This is a genomic window from Burkholderia sp. WTPI3 (assembly GCF_021483755.1).
Taxonomy (GTDB): domain Bacteria; phylum Pseudomonadota; class Gammaproteobacteria; order Burkholderiales; family Burkholderiaceae; genus Burkholderia.
This window is the reverse complement of the sequence record NZ_JAGIXF010000043.1, coordinates 12,530-25,234: the sequence shown is the minus strand read 5'-3', so window position 1 is coordinate 25,234 and position 12,705 is coordinate 12,530. Positions and strand designations below refer to the sequence as shown.

14 protein-coding genes are annotated in these 12,705 nt (G+C 68.1%); 9 read left to right on the top strand and 5 right to left on the bottom strand.

The features are described 5' to 3' along the window. The first annotated feature begins 108 nt into the window (after positions 1 to 108). Both J7024_RS22220 and J7024_RS22215 read left to right on the top strand, forming a co-directional pair. Positions 109 to 363 carry a hypothetical protein gene (locus J7024_RS22220; protein ID WP_124897522.1) on the top strand — a complete coding sequence of 85 codons (255 nt, stop codon included), beginning with the start codon at positions 109 to 111 and terminating at the stop codon, positions 361 to 363. A gap of 112 nt (positions 364 to 475) precedes the next feature. Further along, entirely contained in the window at positions 476 to 916 is a 441-nt protein-coding gene (locus J7024_RS22215) for a sugar ABC transporter ATPase (protein WP_234745507.1), read from the top strand. Positions 917 to 1,013: 97 nt separating this feature from the next. Here the strand turns inward: J7024_RS22215 and J7024_RS22210 are convergent, their stop codons facing one another. After that, positions 1,014 to 1,844 carry an alpha/beta fold hydrolase gene (locus J7024_RS22210; RefSeq protein ID WP_124897523.1) on the bottom strand — a complete coding sequence of 277 codons (831 nt, stop codon included), beginning with the start codon at positions 1,842 to 1,844 and terminating at the stop codon, positions 1,014 to 1,016. A 139-nt stretch (positions 1,845 to 1,983) separates the two neighbouring features. Between J7024_RS22210 and J7024_RS22205 the strand changes: the two genes are divergently transcribed. The 3 genes from J7024_RS22205 (at position 1,984) to J7024_RS22195 (ending at position 4,783) form a co-directional block, all read left to right on the top strand. Next, entirely contained in the window at positions 1,984 to 2,433 is a 450-nt protein-coding gene (locus J7024_RS22205; RefSeq protein WP_234745506.1) for a MerR family transcriptional regulator, read from the top strand. A 146-nt stretch (positions 2,434 to 2,579) separates the two neighbouring features. Continuing rightward, a complete protein-coding gene (locus J7024_RS22200) occupies positions 2,580 to 3,491 on the top strand; it encodes an acetoacetate decarboxylase family protein (protein ID WP_124897525.1) in 912 nt (303 codons plus the stop codon). 41 nt (positions 3,492 to 3,532) lie between these two features. Next, positions 3,533 to 4,783 carry a saccharopine dehydrogenase family protein gene (locus J7024_RS22195; protein ID WP_124897526.1) on the top strand — a complete coding sequence of 417 codons (1,251 nt, stop codon included), beginning with the start codon at positions 3,533 to 3,535 and terminating at the stop codon, positions 4,781 to 4,783. Positions 4,784 to 4,899: 116 nt separating this feature from the next. Here the strand turns inward: J7024_RS22195 and J7024_RS22190 are convergent, their stop codons facing one another. Beyond that, a complete protein-coding gene (locus tag J7024_RS22190; RefSeq protein WP_124897527.1) occupies positions 4,900 to 5,583 on the bottom strand; it encodes a type 1 glutamine amidotransferase domain-containing protein in 684 nt (227 codons plus the stop codon). A gap of 75 nt (positions 5,584 to 5,658) precedes the next feature. Next, positions 5,659 to 6,306, bottom strand: coding sequence for a TetR/AcrR family transcriptional regulator (locus J7024_RS22185; protein ID WP_124897528.1), 648 nt, complete (start codon positions 6,304 to 6,306; stop codon positions 5,659 to 5,661). A 123-nt stretch (positions 6,307 to 6,429) separates the two neighbouring features. Between J7024_RS22185 and J7024_RS22180 the strand changes: the two genes are divergently transcribed. Further along, on the top strand, positions 6,430 to 7,842 hold the full coding sequence (locus J7024_RS22180; RefSeq protein ID WP_234745505.1) for a coniferyl aldehyde dehydrogenase: 1,413 nt from the start codon (positions 6,430 to 6,432) through the stop codon (positions 7,840 to 7,842). A 207-nt stretch (positions 7,843 to 8,049) separates the two neighbouring features. Here J7024_RS22180 and J7024_RS22175 read toward each other — a convergent pair whose 3' ends face one another. Beyond that, on the bottom strand, positions 8,050 to 8,919 hold the full coding sequence (locus tag J7024_RS22175) for a LysR family transcriptional regulator (protein ID WP_124897530.1): 870 nt from the start codon (positions 8,917 to 8,919) through the stop codon (positions 8,050 to 8,052). Positions 8,920 to 9,057: 138 nt separating this feature from the next. Here J7024_RS22175 and J7024_RS22170 point away from each other — a divergent pair, with 138 nt between their 5' ends. Together J7024_RS22170 and J7024_RS22165 are read left to right on the top strand one after the other, a co-directional pair. Further along, positions 9,058 to 10,236 (top strand): multidrug effflux MFS transporter, encoded by a 1,179-nt coding sequence (locus J7024_RS22170; RefSeq protein ID WP_124897531.1) that lies wholly within the window; start codon positions 9,058 to 9,060, stop codon positions 10,234 to 10,236. Between the two features lie 151 nt (positions 10,237 to 10,387). After that, entirely contained in the window at positions 10,388 to 11,575 is a 1,188-nt protein-coding gene (locus tag J7024_RS22165; RefSeq protein WP_175770518.1) for a YncE family protein, read from the top strand. Positions 11,576 to 11,725: 150 nt separating this feature from the next. On the opposite strand, the gene J7024_RS22160 is transcribed toward J7024_RS22165, so the two are convergent. Beyond that, complete coding sequence (locus J7024_RS22160) at positions 11,726 to 11,935, bottom strand: hypothetical protein (RefSeq protein WP_175751500.1); 210 nt, start codon at positions 11,933 to 11,935, stop codon at positions 11,726 to 11,728. A 269-nt stretch (positions 11,936 to 12,204) separates the two neighbouring features. Here J7024_RS22160 and J7024_RS22155 point away from each other — a divergent pair, with 269 nt between their 5' ends. Then, on the top strand, positions 12,205 to 12,663 hold the full coding sequence (locus tag J7024_RS22155; RefSeq protein ID WP_124897533.1) for a hypothetical protein: 459 nt from the start codon (positions 12,205 to 12,207) through the stop codon (positions 12,661 to 12,663). Positions 12,664 to 12,705 lie beyond the last annotated feature (42 nt).

The following is a 12,705-nucleotide window of genomic DNA, read 5'->3' as shown; positions in this document are numbered from 1 at the left end:
ATGCGGAGGCGCCGTTCTCCGTGCGCGCCGCTCGCTCGCGACGAACGGCCACGGATAGACGGCCAGCATGTCGGTCTGCGTGAGCAGGCCGAGCCCGACCGACACCGAGTGCGCGAGATGGATGGTTTGCGGCACGCGCATCCCGTGCTTGCGGAACAGCGTATCGAGCAACGATGCCTGATCGGTCGGACCCCACGTCAGCAGCCATTCCGCATCCACGAGGTCGTGCAGCGTGCGGCAGTCCTGCTTCGGATGGCCGCGTCGCCCGACGACGGCCGCCTGCGTCGAAAAGAGCGGCACGTTGTGGAACTCGGAGCGCGCCCGGTCGAACGGAAAACGCGATGGCGCGCGGTGTCGTTGTGACCCCGTATGGGTTCCGGATACCCGCCGCAGTGGATGCGACGGGTATTCGATCGGATGGCCGACGCTGGCGGAATGGGCGCATACTCGAAACGTTCAACCCGATCGAGCGACGATGGAGATCGACATGAACCGACCGCAATCCATGAAGATCGCATTGCTCGCCGCATTCGGCTTCGCCTCGTTGTTCCTCTTCCCCCGGGCTGCCCGCGCCGCCGATGGCGGCGACACCGCGCCATGTCGCGCGGCGAGCGCATCGAGCGCGCCGACGCCCGCGATCCCGTCGTTTGCGTCGCCCGGTCAGGGCGGGGCCGCCGGCATATCCGGTTCGTCGGTCCGCAGTTTTTCCCGCCAGGGCTGCGCGGGCGCGGTCCTGCAGGGCGAACACGGTACCGCGACGGTCAACGGGGACAGGATCGAACTGAAGGCCGGCACCGTCTATGTGAACGGCGTGTCCTACGGTTCGGTGGCGCCGGCGCAGACGGTCGAATACGATGTCGCGCGCGGCAAGCGCACGTTACGCGTGGATGGCGACGTGCGGATGCCGGCGCAGTGACGCTCCGGATCGGGTGAGGCGGATGCAGCGCGGCGGCCGGCAGCCGGGGCTGCCCCCGGCCGGCGATTGCCGGTCGAAGGCAGCGACGGTCACCGGCTCAGTCGCGGATGAACGCGAGCAGATCGGCGTTGATCGTGTCGGCGTTGGACGTCGGCATTCCGTGCGGGAAGCCCTTGTAGGTCTTCAGCGTGCTGTTCCTGGCGAGCTTCGCCGACAGCAGGCCGGAATCGGCATACGGAACGATCTGGTCGTCGTCGCCGTGCATCACGAGCACGGGAATCGTGGTGCTTTTCAGGTCGTCGGTGAAGTCGGTCTGGGAGAACGCGACGATGCCGTCGTAATGCGCCTTGGCGCTGCCCATCATTCCCTGGCGCCACCAGTTCCAGATCACGCCCTGCGACGGTGTCGCGCCGTCGCGGTTGTAGCCGTAGAACGGGCCGGCCGGAATGTCATGGTAGAACTGCGCGCGATTCGCCGCGAGTTGCGCCTGCAGGTTGTCGAACACCTCTTTCGGCAGGCCGCCGGGGTTGCTGTCGGTCTTGACCATCAGCGGCGGCACGGCGCTGATCAGCACGGCCTTCGACACGCGATCCTCGCCGTGGCGGGCGACGTAGTGGATGACTTCCCCGCCGCCGGTGGAATGGCCGACATGCACGGCGCCCTGCACGCCGAGGTGGTCGACCACGGCCGCGACGTCATCGGCGTAGTGATCCATGTCATGCCCGTCCCATACCTGGCTCGATCTCCCGTGGCCGCGACGATCGTGCGCGATCACGCGGAACCCCTGCGCGAGGAAGAACAGCATCTGTGCATCCCAGTCGTCGGCGCTGAGCGGCCAGCCATGGTGAAAGAAGATCACCGGTGCGTCGCGCGGACCCCAGTCCTTGTAGAAGATGTCGACATTGTCTTTCGTGGTGACGTAGCCCATGTTGGCTCCTGATTCAGTGAGTGATTCGATCCGTGGTGCACGGTCTGCCGAAATCGCGGGCCGGTGCCGGCGTGGCCTGGCGACGAATCGACTCTAGGGTTAAAGTTAGGTTGAATGTCAATACGCTGGCGAGGCAGGTATGAGAATTGGGGAGCTCGCGAAGCTCAGCGGCCTCACGGCGTCGCGGATCCTCTTCTATGAGGCAGAAGGGTTGATCACGGCCGTCGAGCGCGGCGCGAACGGCTATCGCGAATATTCCGAGGCGGCGGTCTGGATGCTCGAGATCATTGCGGGCGCGCAGCGCGCCGGCTTCTCGCTCGAGCAGATCCGCCATCTGTTGCCGCTGAAGGCCGGCAACTGGCAGCACGACGCGCTGATCGATGCGCTCGAACGGAAGGTCACCGAAATCGACGCGATGCAGAAGCGTTTGAAGGAGAACAAGGCGCAGTTGCTCGTCGCGATCGACAGCATCCGCAACCGGCCGGCCGATCTGGATTGCGCGGAGCGCACGCGCTGGGTGATGGATCGTTTGCGCGATCGCGGCGCGGTGTCGATACGCGGCAAGGGGCGCCGGCCGAACGCCAAATGAGGTGCGTCGTGGATTCCGACCCGTTCCTCTAGTCGGGGCCTTGACCTTGAAGTCGAGTTGAATCTTAGAGTGCCTGCTGACGGTAGTGAATCAGCGGGCCGCACATGTTGCCTGCCACGATCAATCTTCGATGGGAGGCAACGCACATGGACAGGCGCTTTACACAGGTCGAATTCGGGCCGCACAAGGTCGACGTGCCCGAAGGCGGGTATTACGACCGGTTCCGGATGAATCCGGATCTCGACGAAGTCGCGCGGGATCCCGCCGCCGGGAACATCGATTTTTTCCGTCGGATTCCGAAGCGTCAGGTCGCGTCGCGCGTCGGGCCGACGTGGGCGCCGAACTTCTACTATCGTTCCAGCAGCGCGCAGCTGCTGTTTCTCGCGCCGCTCGAGAGGCTGCGCACGATGCTGCCGGCGCCGCTCGAGCCGCTGCGCGCGGTTCCCGGATACGGGCTGGTCGCGCTGACGTTCTTTTCGTATTCGGTCTGCGACAACGATCCGTACGATGAGGTATCCGTCGCGGTGGTGATTCGCCGGCCCGGCGCACGCGGCTCGCAGGCGCTGGAACTGCTCGACGCGATGCGGCGCAGGTGCTTCTTCGCGCATGTGCTGGCGCTGCCCGTCACCACGGAAATCGCGCGGGTGCGCGGCGTGCACGGCTATCAGCTGCCCAAATGGCTCGCCGATATCGACCTGAACATCGGCACGCGCGTCAGCGCCCGGATTGCCGGGCCCGACGGTCGGCCGGACCTGACGCTGAACGCGCCGGCGCCTGCGCTGACTCGCGTGGCACCGCAATCGCGCATGGGCACGAACACGATGATCAATCTCGTCGACGGCGTGTGGCACCAGAGTTCGGTGCAGACCAATACGCTGTCGTTCGCGCAGCGCCTGTTGCCGCGCGACGTCGAGCTGGTGCGCCACGGCGGCCCGCTGAGCCAGTTGCTCGACGGGCTGGGCGTAGCCACCGTCATGCGGTTCGACGTGGTCGAGGATGCGCAGCTGGTGCTGAACCTGCCGACGCCGTTGCAGGCGTTGAATGAACCCGTTCGATGAACCCGGCCGCCCGTAGCCACCCCTTTCCGGAGGACGCGTCGATGACCCAGCCGGCCCCCGCTCTCGATCTCGTCGTCTTCGGCGCCACCAGCTTCGTCGGGCAGATCCTGACCCGCTACCTGTCGGAATACCTGCCGGGCAGCGGTGAAACGCTGCGCTGGGCGCTTGCCGGCCGCTCGGAAACGAAGCTGCGGGAACTCCGGGATTCGTTGGGCGCCGCGGGGCAGGCGCTGCCGATCATCGTCGCCGACGCGGCGGACGAAGCGCAATTGCGGGCGTTGTGTGCGCAAACGCGCGTCGTCGTGTCGACCGTCGGCCCGTATGCGCTGTATGGCGAGCCGCTGGTCCGGACCTGCGCGCAAACCGGCACGGACTACTGCGACCTCACCGGCGAGACGCAGTGGATCAAGCGGATGATCGAACGATACGAGCCGGCGGCCCGGCAATCGGGCGCGCGCATCGTGCATTGCTGCGGCTTCGACTCGGTGCCGTCCGATCTCGGCGTGCTGTTCCTGCAGCAGCACGCGCGGCGGCAGTGGGGCGTGCCGGCCACCCAGGTGAAGATGCGCGTCAGGACGCTGAAGGGCGGCGCGTCGGGCGGCACGGTCGCGAGCGTGATCAACGTCGTGCGCGAAGCCGCGGCCGATCCCGCGTTGCGCCGCGAATTGCTCGATCCGTATGCACTGTGCCCGAAGGATCATCGCTTCACGGTGCGGCAGCATGCGGTCAGGTCGGCGGAATTCGATCGCGACGGCGGCACGTGGATCGCGCCGTTCGTGATGGCGGCGATCAACGAGCGCGTGGTGCATCGCTCCAATGCGCTCGCGGGCTACGCGTACGGCAGCCGTTTCACGTATGACGAAGCGGTCATCACGGGCACGGGCCTGAAGGGCCGCCTCGCGGCGCTGACGATGGTGGCCGGCCTCGGCGCGTTCATGGCGGGCGTGCTGATCAAGCCGGTGCGCGGCCTGATGGAGCGCTTCCTGCTGCCGAAGCCGGGCGAGGGGCCGAGCGTCGCCGCGCAGCAGGCCGGCCGCTACGACCTGCGCTTCTTCGGCCGCGCCGACGACGGGCGGACGCTGCGCGTGAAAGTCACCGGCGATCGCGATCCCGGCTACGGCTCCACCGGCAAGATGCTGGGGCAGGCCGCCGTCGGCCTCGCGCTGGACCGGGCCGGCGGCGGCGAAAAGACCGGGCGCCCCGGCGGCTTCTGGACGCCCGCGACGATGTTCGACGAGCGCTTCGTCGAGCGCCTCGTGCGTCATGCCGGGATGCGTTTCGAATTGTTTTGAGCGCGTTGCGACAGGAAGCGGAAAATACAGGACAAGCCGGTGCGGCGCCGCCCGAACGGCGCGTAGGCGGAGCGTCGGGCGCGGGTTGTCGCGGGTACGTCGCGCCGCCTGCCGCGTTACAGGAGCGCGACGACCTGCTCGGCCGTCGCCTTCGCCGATTGCGGATTCTGTCCGGTCACGAGGCGGCCGTCGACGACGACGTTCGACGTGAACGGCAGCCACGCTTTCTCGTAGCGCGCGCCGCGCTGCTGCATCGCTTCCTCGACGTTGTACGGCACTTTCTTCGCGACGCCGGCCAGCACTTCCTCGACCCACGAGTAGCCGGTGATCCGGCGTCCGGCGACCAGCAGCGAGCCGTCCGACAGCGTCGTGTTCAGCAGGCCGCAGTAGCCGTGACAGACCGACGACACGATCCCGCCGCGTTCGTAGATTTCGCGCGTGAGCCGCTGCAAGCCCGCATCGTCCGGATAGTCCCACATCACCGCGTGGCCGCCCGTGAAGTAGATCGCATCGAATTCGGCCGGGTCGATCTCGTCGGGGCGCGCGGTGTGCGCGAGCAGCGCCTCGTTGGCCCGGTCGGCGCGCCACGCCCTGGTTGCGGCATCGGAGTGCGGCCATTTGAGCGAGCGCGGCTCGAGCGGCGACACGCCGCCCCTGGGGCTCACGAGCCGCTGCTCATAACCCTTCTTCGCGAAGATGTCATGCGCATGAGTCAGCTCGGACAGCCATAGCCCGGTCGGCTGCGACGGATCGGCGTAGTGCGCGACGTTGCTGACGACATGAAGTATCCGCCTGGTCATGGGTGCGACCTCCTTTTCATCGGCCACCGGCGGCCGTTTCTGACGCAGACCATAACCTTTGAGTAAAGTTGAAGGTCAAGATCTTTTCGACCGGCTCGCTCGTCGCGGTTCGTCGGTCAGCACGAGGCCGTCGAGCAAGGTCGTCAGCGCATCCTCGATCGCATGATCGCCGACTTTCTCGCGCACCAGCCGCCCGTCGATCGCGAGCATCGTCAGGCCATGCAGATGCGCCCAGCACGCGGTCGCCTGGCCGAGCGCGGAACGCGGACGGATCGTGCCGGCTTGCTGCCCGCGTTCCAGCAAATCGACGACGAGCAGGAAAGGCGCTTGCGTGCGCGGATCTCGGTGGATGTCCGACGGGTCGCCGGCATCGGCCGCGAACATCAGGCGATAGAGATCGGGGTGGCGCTGGCCGAACGCGAGGTGCGCGTAGGCGAGTGCGCGCAGCACGGTCGGTGCGTCCGACGCGGCATCGATGGCGACGGCGAGTTCGTCGCGCAGGCGATCGAACCCGATCAGCGCGAGTTCGTGCAGCAGCGCGGCCTTGTCCGGGAAATGGCGGTATGGCGCGGAATGGCTGACGTTCGCGCGCCGCGCGATTTCGCGCAGCGTGAACTGCCAACCCTGTTGCTCCTGCAACGTGTCGAGCGCCGTGTCGATGATCGCGCGACGCAGATCCCCGTGGTGGTAGGTCTTCTGCCCGGCATCGGCGTCAGCTGGCATCGTGAGGTTCCAATGTTGACATGGAACACATTGTGATCCTATGATCCGTGGCACGCAAGTTGACAGTGTCTACATTGACTCAAACCGATGAGGTTCGACATGGGCGTTCCCGCAGAATCCAGCTTGAGTATCGATCCGGCGGCGTTGCTTGCCCGCCAGCGCAGTGCTTTCATCGCGGACGGGCCGCCGGGCCTTGCGCAGCGCAAGGCGCGGCTCGCGCGGCTGCGCGCCGTGGTGCTCGCGCATCGCCGCGAAGTGGAAGAGGCGGTCAGTGCCGATTTCGGGAACCGCTCGCGCCATGAGACCGCGATCATGGAACTCGTCGGCGTGGTCCAGGCGATCGACTACCTGACGCGCAACCTGCGTCGCTTCATGAAGCCGCAGCGCCGGCACGTCGGCCTGTTCTATCGCGCCGGGCATGCGCGCGTCGAATACCAGCCGGTCGGCGTGGTCGGCGTGATGGCGCCGTGGAATTATCCGTTCGCGCTCACGTTCATACCGCTGGCCACCGCGCTCGCCGCCGGCAACCGTGCGATGCTCAAGCCGTCGGAGTTGACGCCGCGCACGAGCGAGGTGATGCGGCGCATGCTCGAGGCCACGTTCCCGAGCGAGGAAGTCGCGGTCGTATCCGGCGGGCCGGAGGTCGGCGCCGCGTTCAGCGGCTTGCCGTTCGATCATCTGCTGTTCACGGGCAGCACGCAGGTGGGGCGCAAGGTGATGAAGGCGGCCAGCGACAACCTGGTGCCGGTCACGCTCGAACTGGGCGGCAAGAGTCCGGTGATTGTCGCGCGCGGGCATGTCGACGACCGGGCAATGTCGAGCATCGTGTTCGGCAAGCTGTCGAACGGCGGGCAGACTTGCGTCGCGCCGGACTACGCGCTCGTGCACGAAGACGACCTCGACGCATTTGTCGCGCGATACGGCGCGACGGTCGCGCGCTTCTATCCGGACGGCCCGACGAGCGCCGACTACACGTCGATCGTCAGCGACCGGCATTACGACCGGCTGACAGGGCTGGTCGACGACGCACGCAGGCAGGGTGCGCGCGTGATCGAGGCGGGCGTCACGCCGCGGAACGCGGGCAGCCGTCCGCGCACGCTGGCGCCGATGCTGGTGGTCGGTGCCAGCGACGACTCGGCGTTGATGCAGGAAGAGATCTTCGGGCCGATCCTGCCGGTGCGCACGTACCGGACGATCAGCGACGCGATCGACTACGTGAACGCGCGTCCGCGCCCGCTCGCACTCTATTACTTCGGCCCGATGGACGCCGACTGCAAGACCGTGCTCGAACGCACCACGTCGGGCAACGTCGGGATCAACAACACGCTGCTGCACGTCGCACAGGAGGATCTGCCGTTCGGCGGCGTCGGCCCGAGCGGGATGGGCGCGTATCACGGCATCGAAGGATTCCGCGCGATGAGTCATGCGAAGGGCGTGTTCGTGCAGGGGCGCTGGAATTTGCCGAGCCTGCTGCGTGCGCCGTTCGGCAAGCTCGCGGACGTCGCGCTGGCGACGATGCTCGGATCGCGGCGCTAGGCGGCGCACGCGGATCGTGGCGCGCCGCGATCATGCACGCGATCGAGACGCTGCTGGTGAATGGGCTGCCTACGCCGGACATGGGCCGGCCGATACGACCGCGGTCGATCACGCGGTTGGCGTCGCGCTCTGATGTGGATGCGTTGACGCAGCATCACCCGCCGCGCGCAAGTCGTGCGCAAGCCGCGCGGCCGGGCGTCAGCGTCGTTAGTGCGCGAACGTCTCGACGAGCGCGTCGACGACGACGCGTACCCGCGCCGTACGGGCAAGATCCTGATGGAGCACGAGCCATGTCTCGTACGGTTGCGCGCGCTGCCGTTCGGGCCAGATGCGCACCAGTTCCGGATCGCGTTGCGCGAGGTACGCGGGCAGCTCGCCGAGCGCGAGGCCGGCGCGCACGAACGTGGCCAGCATCAGGCTCGAATCGAGTTCGGCCACGATGCGTCCGTCGGCGGCCGATTCACCGGCGAGCGTGTCGTGCTGCCGTTGCGTGACGCCTGGCTGGTAGCGCGCGATGTCGTGGCCCGCGAAGCGGCTGCCGGGCTGCGGCTCGCCGAAGCGCGCGAGATAGCGCCGCGTCGCATACAGCCCGACGTCCCAGCGCGCGAGCAGCCGCACGATCAGGTCGGGCTGGTCGGGGCGCGTCGTGCGCACCGCGATGTCGGCCTCGCGCCGCGCGAGATCGAGGACGCGCGTCGTCGTGCTCAGGAGCACGCGCACGTCGGGATGGCGTTGCTGCAGGCGTTCTATCGCCGGCACCACGAAATCGACCGCCAGCGCATCGGTCGTGGTCACGCGCACTTCGCCGGCCACACGCGCGTCGGCGCCTTCGCTGCGCCGCTCGAACGACACGGCCAGCCGCTCCATGCCCTCGGCGGTGTCGAGCACCTGCCGACCGCTGTCGGTCAGCACGAGCCCGCCGGTGGTGCGCAGGAACAGCCGGCTGCCCAGCGTGCGCTCGAACGCGCCGAGGCGGCGCCCGACCGTCGTCTGGTCGATGCCCAGTTGCTCGGCCGCACCGCGCAGGGTGCCGGCGCGATGCGCGGCGAGAAAGATGCGAACGTCGTCCCAGTTCATGTCGTGCCGAGGTGATGCGAATTTGCAGGTAGGGCGTGCGATTTCGTGCATTTTCACATGACAGGCCGATCTCTACCATGCGGCGCCTGAGTTCAATCACATGCGCGCCGGGCGGGCCGGCGTGCGAGGAGCCTTGTCATGCCGCGTCTTTCCCTGATTCTCGTCGTCGCGATGCTGAGCGCATTCGGCCTCATCGCGTCGGACGTCTACCTGCCCGCGATGCCGGGCATGGCCGCCGATTTCGGCGTCGCCGGCTGGCGGATGCCGCAGACCGTGTCCGCGTACCTGCTCGTGCTGGCCGTCGCGCAACTGGCTTACGGGCCGCTGTCCGATCGTTACGGCCGCAAGCCGGTGCTGGTGGCCGGCATCCTGCTCTATATCGGCGGCTCGCTCGGCTGCGCGTCTGCCGGCAGTTTCGCGGCGTTCGTCGTCTGGCGCATGGTGGAAGCGGCCGGCGCCGCGGCGGGGCTCGTGATCGGCCGCGCCGTGATCGCGGACACCTGCGACACACGCGTGTCCGCGAAGGTCTATGCAGTGGTCTATCCGCTGGTTTCCCTGTCGCCGGCGCTCGCGCCCGCGATCGGCGGGCATCTCGCCGCGTGGGCCGGCTGGCGCGCCGACTTCGTGTTCGTCGCGGCATTCGGCGGTGCCGCGCTCGCGAGTACGCTCGCGCTGCTGCCGGAAACCCGCCCCGCGCATGCCCGCGCCCGCACGTCGCCGTTCGCCGGGTTCGGCCGCGTACTGCGCGATGCCGCGTTTCGCCGCTATACGGCACTGGTGTGTGCGATCTACTGCGCATGGTTCGTCTATCTGACGCAATCGCCGTTTCTGTTTGCGGCGGCGGGGCTGGACGAGGCACGCCGCGGCTGGCTCTACCTGCCGCTGACGGCCGGCATCATCGTCGCGAACTTCGCGGCGAAGCGGCTGCTCGACTCCTGGCCGTACGACCGCATCGTCGCGGCCGGTATCGCGTGTTTCGTGCTCGGCGGCGTGGCGTTCGGCATCGCGAGCGCATGCGGGATCGCGGGCGTCGCGGCGATCGTCGTGCCGATGTGCATCGTCAGTCTTGCGAACGGTTCGTCGCTGTCGCTGGCCGTATCCGGTGCGGTGGCGGGCCGGCACGGTCATGCGGCGACCGCGTCGGGGCTCGTGGGCTTCTGCCAGATCGGCAGCGCGGCGCTGGTCACGACGGGTGTCAGCGCAATGGCCGGCACCGGCCGGACGGTGCTGACGGTGTCGATCCTCGTGCTGTCGCTCGTTGCACTGGCGGCGTGCGTTTCGCGGTCGCCGGTCGCGCGTTCGGTCGATCCGGCGTGACGCGGGAGCGGGAAGCAGGGCCGGTCACGGTGCCGTGCGTACGCGAGGCCGGTTTTGCGCGCTTTCGTGCATCATGCGACTGCATCGGCCCGTCGAGCAGCAGGGTCGTGCCATTCCTTGCGTCCGCAACCGATCCGGAGAACCGACCACCATGCATTCGAACCCTTTTCGCCTTCGCCGCGCCCACCTGCTCGCCGCGCTGACGCTTGCCACGACCGCCGTCGCCGCGCATGCATCCGACTGGATCGTGTCCGGCAACGACGGCAAATACCAGCGCGTCGAAGGGCGCGATACCTATCTCGCGTCGCCGCCAGCCGATACGCTGACGCTGCTCGACGCGAGCGTCTTCCCGCCGAAGGTCGCGCTTCAGGTCGACGTCGAGAACGGCATCCAGGGACCGCCGCAGGCGGTCGCGATCACGCCCGACGCGAAAGTCGTGCTGGTCGGCGCGCCGACGCGCTACGACCCGGGTGCGAAGCAGCTCGTGTACGACACGTTCCTGCAGGTCGTGAATCTCGACGCGTCGCCGCCGGCCGTCACGCGCATCGAACTCGGCACGCATCCGCAAGGCATCGCGATCGACCGCTCGGGCCGGCTCGCGCTCGTCGCGAACGTCGATGGCAGCGTGTCGATCCTGCGGATCGACGGGACGCACGTCACGCTCGACGGCAACCTGAAGATCGGCAAGAAGCGGCTCGCCGGGATCAGCTTCACGCACGACGGCAAGCATGCGCTCGTGTCGTTGCGCGACGAGCAGGGCGTCGCGGTGCTGAACGTCGACGACGGCAAGGTGACCGACAGCGGTACGCGGCTCGGCACAGGTGTCGCGCCTTACACGATCGACGTGTCGAGCGACAACCGCTGGGCGGTGGTCAGCAACGTCGGGCTCGCGGGGCTGCCGGGCTACACGGGCACGCTCGCCGGCGATGCCGATTCGATCGCGCTGATCGACGTGTCGCGCGTGCCGTTCCGCACGGTCCAGTACCTGACGGTGCCGTCGTTGCCGGAAGGCGTCGCGATCTCGCCGAACGGGAAGTGGATCGCCGTGCAGGCGATGGACGGCTCGAACCTGACGCCCGACAACCCGGGCCGCCACACGCTCGGCAAGGTGGTGCTGTTCGAGATCCGCGATGGCCGTGCGGTGCAGACGAGCGCAGTGCCCGGCGGCGAGGCCGCGCAGGGGATCGTGTTCACGGCGGACAGCAGGCACGTGATCGTGCAGTTCAACGTCGAGCGGCAACTCGCACTGTATGCGGTGGAAGGCGGCAAGCTGCGCGATACGGGCAAGCGCATCGCGCTGTCGGGCGGCCCGTCGTCGTTGCGGACGTTGCCGCGGTGACGGGCTGCGCATGAGCCGGAACGGCATGCGAGTCGTTCCGGTTCGTGCATGCGAGAGCGGGTCTGCGGTGGCGAACGGGGCGGGGGGGCGGCGCGCGGTCGCGAGAGGCCGCTGCGAGCGGATCGGGCGCCGGCGCGCCGCCGGAGGCGGTTACGGACGCAGCAAGTCGAACCCGCCGAACACGACCACGCCGCTGAGCGCGATCATCGCGACCGAGTGCTGGCCGAAATAGAGAATCGCGGCGGCGAGCCACGTCGTCAGGCAGAAGGCGCCGATGCGGGCCATCGTGAGTACCTCGAGATGCGTGATGAAGAGCGTGCGCGGCCCGGCCGTCGCTTCGTCGGGTCGACGCGAGCGCAAGGCACGCCACGTGCCGGCGCTGGACGACCTGGCGCTCGTGCTCGACCGGGCGGGCGCCGATACGGACGTGCCGTGCGGCGCTGCGGGGAGCAGCCGACGTGTTGCGTCGGTAGGCCAGCCGGCGATTTTACCAGCGCGATCGGAGCGTCAATCTGGCCCCTTCGGGAATTTCAGCGTCGCTAAAGTTACATCGGACGAATGCCGTAAACCGATTGGAAGGTATTCCCGATCAACCGATACGAGTCGCAGACTCACGACGGACCGACACGATGCAGATCGATCTCTCTTCCGCCGCACAAACCCCGCTCACCACGGCCAATGCGACCGCCAGCCCGTCCGGCGCGGGGGCGGCCTCGACGTCGACCACCACCTCCTCCACCTCGACGGTCTCGGCCTCGGCGTCCTCGCCGACGAGCGGCGCCGCGTCGTCCGACGCCGCGGGCCAGACGCTGGGCGCGTCGGGATCGTCGGCGGTGGATCCCGCGGTCGCGCAATTGAAGCAGCTCATCGAGCGCTTGCAGAAACAGCTCGCGCAACTGCAGCAGCAAATGGCGAATGCCGGGCAGCGCGCGAAGAACGATCCGGCCGCCGCGATCGAGCAGCAGTCGCTTGGCGCGGAAGCCAGTTCGATCTCGGCCGCGCTGTCGACGGCGATTGCGCAACTCACGCAGGCGATCGAGCAGACGGGCGGCTCGACGTCCGGTGGCCTGGTGTCGACGCAGGCCTGACGGCGGGCTGCCACCACGCCGCATGTGCCGGCGCGGGATGAC

Bases quoted from the DNA above. Each gene is read 5' to 3' on its own strand.
- J7024_RS22215 (WP_234745507.1), top strand. From the start codon at position 476: ATGGAGATCGACATGAACCGACCGCAATCCATGAAGATCGCATTGCTC.
- J7024_RS22210 (WP_124897523.1), bottom strand. From the start codon at position 1,844: ATGGGCTACGTCACCACGAAAGACAATGTCGACATCTTCTACAAGGAC.
- J7024_RS22205 (WP_234745506.1), top strand. From the start codon at position 1,984: ATGAGAATTGGGGAGCTCGCGAAGCTCAGCGGCCTCACGGCGTCGCGG.
- J7024_RS22200 (WP_124897525.1), top strand. From the start codon at position 2,580: ATGGACAGGCGCTTTACACAGGTCGAATTCGGGCCGCACAAGGTCGAC.
- J7024_RS22195 (WP_124897526.1), top strand. From the start codon at position 3,533: ATGACCCAGCCGGCCCCCGCTCTCGATCTCGTCGTCTTCGGCGCCACC.
- J7024_RS22190 (WP_124897527.1), bottom strand. From the start codon at position 5,583: ATGACCAGGCGGATACTTCATGTCGTCAGCAACGTCGCGCACTACGCC.
- J7024_RS22185 (WP_124897528.1), bottom strand. From the start codon at position 6,306: ATGCCAGCTGACGCCGATGCCGGGCAGAAGACCTACCACCACGGGGAT.
- J7024_RS22175 (WP_124897530.1), bottom strand. From the start codon at position 8,919: ATGAACTGGGACGACGTTCGCATCTTTCTCGCCGCGCATCGCGCCGGC.
- J7024_RS22170 (WP_124897531.1), top strand. From the start codon at position 9,058: ATGCCGCGTCTTTCCCTGATTCTCGTCGTCGCGATGCTGAGCGCATTC.
- J7024_RS22165 (WP_175770518.1), top strand. From the start codon at position 10,388: ATGCATTCGAACCCTTTTCGCCTTCGCCGCGCCCACCTGCTCGCCGCG.
- J7024_RS22155 (WP_124897533.1), top strand. From the start codon at position 12,205: ATGCAGATCGATCTCTCTTCCGCCGCACAAACCCCGCTCACCACGGCC.